The 7,112-nt window shown below is 71.6% G+C and carries 6 protein-coding genes; all 6 read left to right on the forward strand.

Going from position 1 to position 7,112, the window contains the following annotated elements; translation table 11 throughout:
* Positions 1 to 73 precede the first annotated feature (73 nt).
* The 6 genes from dnaG (at position 74) to VFZ20_RS24160 (ending at position 6,982) form a co-directional block, all read left to right on the forward strand.
* Positions 74 to 2,215: a DNA primase gene (gene dnaG / locus VFZ20_RS24135; protein WP_329686516.1), complete on the forward strand. Its 2,142-nt coding sequence runs from the start codon at positions 74 to 76 to the stop codon at positions 2,213 to 2,215.
* Between the two features lie 346 nt (positions 2,216 to 2,561).
* Positions 2,562 to 3,659, forward strand: coding sequence for a D-TA family PLP-dependent enzyme (locus VFZ20_RS24140; RefSeq protein WP_329686517.1), 1,098 nt, complete (start codon positions 2,562 to 2,564; stop codon positions 3,657 to 3,659).
* 115 nt (positions 3,660 to 3,774) lie between these two features.
* Positions 3,775 to 4,329: a thioesterase family protein gene (locus tag VFZ20_RS24145; protein ID WP_329686518.1), complete on the forward strand. Its 555-nt coding sequence runs from the start codon at positions 3,775 to 3,777 to the stop codon at positions 4,327 to 4,329.
* Positions 4,322 to 6,208, forward strand: coding sequence for a DUF2339 domain-containing protein (locus VFZ20_RS24150; RefSeq protein WP_329686519.1), 1,887 nt, complete (start codon positions 4,322 to 4,324; stop codon positions 6,206 to 6,208). Before VFZ20_RS24145 ends, VFZ20_RS24150 begins: the two co-directional genes overlap by 8 nt.
* 5 nt (positions 6,209 to 6,213) lie before the next feature.
* Entirely contained in the window at positions 6,214 to 6,426 is a 213-nt protein-coding gene (locus VFZ20_RS24155; protein WP_329686520.1) for a hypothetical protein, read from the forward strand.
* A 175-nt stretch (positions 6,427 to 6,601) separates the two neighbouring features.
* Positions 6,602 to 6,982 (forward strand): hypothetical protein, encoded by a 381-nt coding sequence (locus tag VFZ20_RS24160; protein ID WP_329686521.1) that lies wholly within the window; start codon positions 6,602 to 6,604, stop codon positions 6,980 to 6,982.
* Positions 6,983 to 7,112: the final 130 nt, after the last annotated feature.

Consider the following 7,112-nt stretch of genomic DNA (forward strand, 5'->3'; position numbering starts at 1 on the left):
GGTTCACGGGCGCACTCCCGCACCCGCGCCTTGCCGCACTTTCGCACTTTCGCACTTTCGCACTCGTAGTTCCTTGCCCATCCCGGACCACCTCGTCGAAGAGATCCGGCAGCGCGCCGACCTCGTGGACGTCGTCTCGGAGCACACGCGCCTCAAGCGCTCCGGGAAGACGTGGCGAGGCCCGTGCCCCCTGCACGGCGGCGAGGGGCCCAACTTCTCCGTGGACCCCGCCAAGGGCTTCTACAAGTGCTTCGTCTGCGGCGAGGCGGGCACGGTCTACAACTTTCTCATGAAGCAGTCCGGGATGACCTTCCCGGAAGCCGTCCGCGCCGTGGCCGCGCGCGTGGGCGTGGAGATCCCCGACGAGCGCGACCAGCGCCGCGACCGCGAGGAAGACCCCAACTTCGTCTACTACGAGGTCAACGGCTTCGCGGCCAAGTGGTTCCGCGACCAGCTGGCCTCGCCCGCCGGGCAAAAGGCCCGCGACTACCTGGCCCGCCGCGGCATCATCCCCGAGACCATCGAGCGCTTTGGCCTGGGCTGGGCGCCGGAGTCGTTCGACCAGTTCGGGACAGCCGCGCGCAAGGCAGGCTTCCACACCGCCGACCTGCTGGCCGTGGGGCTCGTCAAGGAGGCGAAGAAGACCGGCCGCGAGCCGTACGACGCCTTTCGCGGCCGCGTCATCTTTCCCATCGAGGACCTGGGCGGGCGCGTGCTGGCCTTTGGCGGCCGCATCCTCGAGGCCGTCGAGAACACGCCCAAGTACCTCAACTCGCCCGAGTCGCCCGTCTACCACAAGGGCAGCACGCTCTACGGCCTGGGGTGGAGCCGCGGCGCCATCCGCAAGGAAGGCGTGGCGCTGGTGGTGGAGGGGTACATGGACTACGTGTCGCTGGCCGCGCACGGCATCCCCCACGCGGTGGCGCCCCTGGGCACGGCCATGACGGACGAGCAGGCCACGCTCATCGGCCAGTTCGCGCCGCGGGCCATCCTCCTTTACGACAGCGACAAGGCCGGCCTCAAGGCCACCTTCCGCAACGGCGACCAGCTGCTGCGGGCCGGCGTGGAGGTTCTGGTCGCCACCCTCCCCGAGGGCGAGGACCCCGACTCGCTCGTCCGTGCGCAGGGCGAGGCGGCGCTCCGGCGCTACCTGGACGACGCCATCGACATCCTGGAGCGCAAGGTCCAGCTGCTGGACCGCAAGGGCCTGTTCACCAGCATCAAGGGCACGCGGCGGGCGCTGGACGTGCTGCTGCCCACCGTCCGCGCGGCGCGCGACGGCGTGGTGCGCGGGCTGTACCTCAAGCGCATCAGCGACAAGACGGGCGTGCCGGTGGACGCGCTGGAGAAGGAGGTGGGCGACAGCGAGGAGCAGCGGGTCCCGCTCGATCCGCGGGGCGAGCCCCGGCGCGACGGGCGCGGCACGCGCTACCAGGCGGACCTCACCGGCCGGTATCCCAACGAGCCCCCGCGGCACTACGACGAGCCGCCCTTCCAGGACTGGAGCGGACAGCGGCAGTTCGGGGGGCAGGGGCAGCAGCCGTACGGGGGCGGGCGGCCGTACGGCGACGGCCAGGGACAGTACGGGCAGGGGCAGTACGGGCAGGGGCAGTACGGGCAGCGGCGCGAGTACGGCGAGCGCCGGCAGTTCGGCGAGCGGCGGCGGGGGTTCGGCGACCGGCGGGGCGGGGGATACGGCGAGCCCGAGCGCCCCAACCCGCAGGTCCGCGTGCGCATGGGCGCCGAGCGCAACCTGCTGATGATGATGTTCCACTCCGAGCGGTGGATCGAGGAGGCGGCCAAGATCCTGGGCCCGGAGGACTTCGGCGATCCCGACTACCGCGTGCTGTTCCGCATCCTCATGGAGACGGAGGGCCGGCGCGACGCCGACGGGCGCTGGCTGATGGAGTTTCCCGAGGACCTGGCGTCGGACGTGGAGGTGATCCGCGCGCAGGCCGAGCACCACGACTGGACGGGCGCGCCGTCGTTCTTCGCCGAGAACATGGACCAGATCCTGGCCCGCCCGGTGGAAAAGCAGGTGCGCGACCTCAAGATGTCCGCCCCCACGGGCGACGAGATGGACGACGACATCCTGCAGCGGATGAAGGAGCACCTGGTCCTCAAGCGCGAGAACAAGCACCTCCGGATCAAGCCCGGTATCCTGGATCCCAACGATCCCATCCTGAACGAGCGGCGGTTCAAGGGAAGTGCGTGAGGGCAGGAGTGCGAAAGTGCGAAAGTGGTTCCGCGCGGAGGGTGATTCGGAGCGTGAGATGGCGTGGATGGCGGATCACATGTGAGCCCGCGCGGATAGCGGATTCGAGCGTGAGCGCGCGTGGATGGCGGATTGCGGCGTGAGGTCGCAGCGCCGCAGCCGGAGCGATTGAAATCGCCGCTGGAAAGTCGCGAAGTCCGCCTGCGCGGACTGCCCCAGAGAGGGTCGTCTCCTTTACACCATTGCCAATTTCCAGCCGATCGGCCGGCGCCCTCCCGACGCCTCGCGCATCCCTCCGCCGTTCCCTAAGTTGCGGCATCGAACCCACACTCGACCGCCGCGCCCGATGACCGAGCTCCCCCGTTCCATCGACGCCATCGACACGCCCGCCGCCGTGGTGGACGTGGACCGCATGCACGCCAACCTCCAGCGTGCGGCGGAGTACTGCCGCGCGCACGGCCTGGCATGGCGGCCCCACGCCAAGACGCACAAGACGCCCGCCCTCGCCGCCGCGCAGGTGCGCGCGGGCGCCGTCGGCGTGACCGTCGCCACGCCGCGCGAGGCGGAGGCCATGGCGACGGCCGTCGACGACCTGCTGCTCGCGTATCCGCCCATCGGCCGGCCCAAGCTGCAGCGGCTGATGGCCCTGCCGGAGCACGTGCGCCTCACCGTCGGGCTCGATTCAGCCGAGGCGCTGGCGGGGCTGGCGGAGGCGGCGCGCGCGGCGGGGCGGCGCGTGGGCGTGCTCGTGGAGGTGGACGCCGGGATGGGCCGCGTGGGCGTGCAATCCTCGGACGATGCCCTGGCCCTCGTCCGCGCGGCGGCGGAGACGGACGGCGTGGAGTACCGCGGCATCATGTTCTACCCCGGCCACGTGCGCATGCGCGTGGAGGCGCAGGACGCCGGCATTCGCGCCCTCTCGGAGCGCGTGGGCCGCACGCTGGAGGCGCTGCACGCGGCCGGGGTGGCGCCGGGCGTCGTCAGCGGCGGGTCCACGCCCACGTTCTGGCGCTCGCACGAGATCGAGGGGCTCACGGAGGTGCGGCCGGGGACCAACATCTTCAACGACCGCACGACGGCCGAGATCGGCGCCTGCGCGTGGGACGAGTGCGCGTACTCCGTCCTGGCCACCGTCGTCTCCACGTCCGTGCCGGGGCAGGTGGTCGTGGACGCGGGCGCCAAGGCACTGTCCAAGGAGGAGATCCGCGCGGACGTCACCGGCTACGGCGCCCTGCTGGACCGTCCCGACGTCATCGTGAAGAGCGTGTCGGAGGAGCACGGGATCATCGACCTGTCGGGGACGGACTGGCGGCCCCGGATCGGCGAGCGGGTGCGCATCGTCCCCAACCACGTCTGCGTCTCCGTGAACCTGCACGAGCGGCTGTACGGCGTCCGCGGCGAGGAGGTCGTGGACGCGTGGGAGATCGCCGGCCGCGGCCGCTGATCCGGCCCCCGGCTGATGAGAGGACGGTCCCTGCCGGGGTGCCTCCCTGCACCTGCCCGTCCGGAGGGGCTATATTCCGGACCTTCGCCCACTTCCATCGCGCGAAGGCCCGTTCGTGAACCTGATCTTCCGGCTGCTGTACGTGCTGCTGGGCTCGCTGCGCCGCCCGCGCCTGGGGCCGCTGGACGAGTCCGTCGTCCCGCTGCGGGTGCTGCCCAACGATCTGGATACCAACCTGCACCTCAACAACGGCCGGTTTCTCACGCTCATGGACCTGGGCCGCGTGGACCTGCTGGTGCGCCTGGGCGTCGTGCGCGAGATGCGCCGGCGGCGGTGGGGCGGGGTGGTGGCGTCAGCGACGGTTCGCTTTCGCCGGCCCCTGAACCTGTTCCAGCGCTTTACGCTGCACTCGCGGCTGCTGTGCTGGGACGACCGCTGGTTCTACATGGAGCAGCGATTCGAGCGCGGCGGCGAGACGGCGGCCGTGGCCATCGTCAAGGCGCGGTTCATGGCCGCGGACGGGCGGCGCGCGGCCCCGGCGGAGGTCGTCGCGGCCACGCGGCACGCCATGCAGTCGCCGCCCATGCCGCCGGGCGTGCGCGAGTGGGTGGAGGCGGAGGAGCGGATCCAGTCCGACGTTCAGCGCAGGACTTATGAGCCGATTGGATGATGCATCCCTGGAGACCCGGCTGGAGCGCCTGGAGCGCCTGGTCGAGGACCTTCATCGCCGTCTGCCGCCCCTTCCGTCTGCAGATGCGGACGCGGAGCGCGACGACCTCGACGCCCGTCCGCGCGCGCAGGCCGTCGTCACGGCGCCGTACACGCCTGCCGCGGCTGACGACGAGCTGACGGAGCGCGTGGACGCGCTCGCGGCCGCCAGTCCCCGCCGCCGGCCCGACATGGAGGCGCTGGACCCGCGCCGCCGCCACGAGTCGCTCCACGGCCGCGGCCTGGAGTGGATGCCCCAGGCGCCGTCCGGCCTGTTTGCCTGGGACGGGCAGACGTGGCTCAACCGGCTGGGCATCGGCCTGCTGCTGCTGGGCGTGGCGCTGCTGTTTCGCTACTCCATCGACATGGGCTGGCTCACGCCGGCCGTGCGCGTGGGGTTCGGCGCGGCGGTGGGCGGCGTGCTCACGGCCGCGGGGCTGCGGATGGACGAGCGCCGCCGCTTTGCCTCCGTCCTGCTGGGCGGCGGCATGGCGACGTTCTACATCACCGGCTGGGCGGCGTTCAACCTGTACGCCCTCATCGGCTACACGCTGGCGTTCTTGGGGATGGTTGCCATCACGGCCGGGGCGTTCGGCCTTGCGCTGTGGCGGGGGCAGCCGGCCTTGGCCATCCTGGGCGCCGTGGGTGGCCTGGGCACGCCGCTGATCCTGGGGATCACCTACGCCACGCCGCGCGGGCTGGCCCTGTACACCTCCGCCGTCCTCGCCTGGACTGTTGTCCCGTACCTGCGGCGGGGCTGGCGCACCGTGCTGTGGACGTCGATGGCGTTCGGGTGGACGCTGCTGGCATCGTACGCGTACGCCATCAACTACGGCCCGCGCGCGGGCGTGCACGCGCCGGACTCGCGCGCGTGGATGCAGGGCGCGGCCGTGTTCGGGTGGTTGCTGCTGGGCGTGCTCCCCCTCGCCCGCCGCGTGCTGGCCACGCACGCCGCGAAGCGCGCCCACGCGGACGGCCGCCCGCACGAGCGCCGCTGGCGGGGGATGGACGACCTGCACTGGTACGGCGTGGCCATCGTCGCGCCGTCCATGCTCGTGGCCACGTCGGGCTTTGCGTGGCGGATGAAGCCGGATGCGTGGGGCCTGCTGGCGATGGCCGTCGCTCTCGTCTACGCGCTGGCCGCTGCGGCGCTGCGCGGGGCAGACGGCCGCCTTGCCCGCGTGCTGCTGTTCGCCGGCGCCGTGATCCTGCCGGCCGGCTGCTTTGGCGCGCTGGACGGCGAGGCGCTGCTGGTGGCGCTGGCCGGACAGGCGCTGGCGCTGCACCTGCTGGCGTCGTACGGCGCGGGGCGGGCCATCCGCTGGCTGGCGCACAAGGCGTACATCGGCGTGGGCGCGTGGGTGCTGTTCCGCCTGGTGGAGAGCGGCGACGTGAGCCCGCGGCGCGTGGGGGCGGACTTGGCGGCCATCGGCGCGGGGTTCGCGGCGTCGTACCTGGTCCGGGGCCGCGGCGAGATGCTGGCGTACCGCGTCTTTGCCCACGTGGCCGTGCTGGGCTGGATCTGGCGCGAGCTGGCGCAGGGCTTTGACCGGGGGCAGGGCTACGCCACCATCGCCTGGGGCGCGTGGGGGCTCGCGCTGCTGCTGGTGGCCATGCGGCGGCACTGGCCCATGGCCGAGCGCGTGGCCATCTGGACGCTGCTGGCCACCGTCACCAAGCTGTTCTTCGTGGACCTGGACCGGCTGGACCCGTTCTTCCGCGTGCTGATCTTTTTGGGCTTCGGGGCCGTGTTCCTGTACTTCAGCTACTCGCTCTCGGGCGCGCTGCGGCCGGGGGGCCCGCGCGAGCCGGAGCCCCGTCCGGCGGGACGCGACGCGTGATGCGGATGCCGTACGCCCCCGCCGCCGGCCTGTGCGAGACGTGCGCGAACGTGCGCATCGTCGATACGCGCAAGGGCTCGCGCTTCTACATGTGCCAGCTGTCCGAAGTCGATCCGCGCTTCCCCAAGTATCCGCGCACACCCGTGCTGCAGTGCATCGGCTACGTACCCGCCCCCGCGCGGGACGTCGTCCCCGCCGATACGGCGGAATCCGGCTGACGGCCGATCCGCATTATCGCGCATCAACGAAGATCAGCGGAGCTCACGACGGGCTCCGCTGATCTTTTTGCGCTCTGTACACCTTGAACAATGTGGACGGCGTGGTTATCTATCGGCCCCCGCCTCCGCTCCGGAGGTGACCTGGGGTTCGGACGTCCGGGAGGAGGAGGCACGGGTGGCGAAGTACCTGTTCTTCGACGAGTCGGGCAACCTGGACTTTTCGTCCAGCGGTTCCCGCCATTTGTGCTTCGGTGTGCTTACGCTGGACGATCCGGGTCCGCTGAGCGCCGCGCTCACCCGGCTGCGCTACGCGCTGATGGCCGAGGGGCTGGAGCTGGAGCGCTTTCACGCCACGGACGACCGGCAGGCCGTGCGCGACCGCGTGTTCGCCGTGCTGGCGGAGGTGGGCGGCTTCGAGGTGGACCTGCTCGTGCCGACAAGCATGCCATGCACCCGGCGATGCGGGACCCCTTCGAGTTCTACTGCCGCCACGGGCAGGCGATCATGGAAGCCGCGCTGGAGCGTGTGCGACACGTCGACGAGCCCATTGCCGTGATCACGGACACGCTGCCGCTGCACCGCGAGCGAAAGGCGCTGGCCAAGGCGTTCCGGATGGCCATGCGCAAGTCGCTGGACGAGCAGCCGTTCTGCATCGTACACCACGGGTCGGGCTCGCACGCGGGGCT

It is taken from the genome of Longimicrobium sp. (genome assembly GCF_036280135.1).
GTDB lineage: Bacteria > Gemmatimonadota > Gemmatimonadetes > Longimicrobiales > Longimicrobiaceae > Longimicrobium.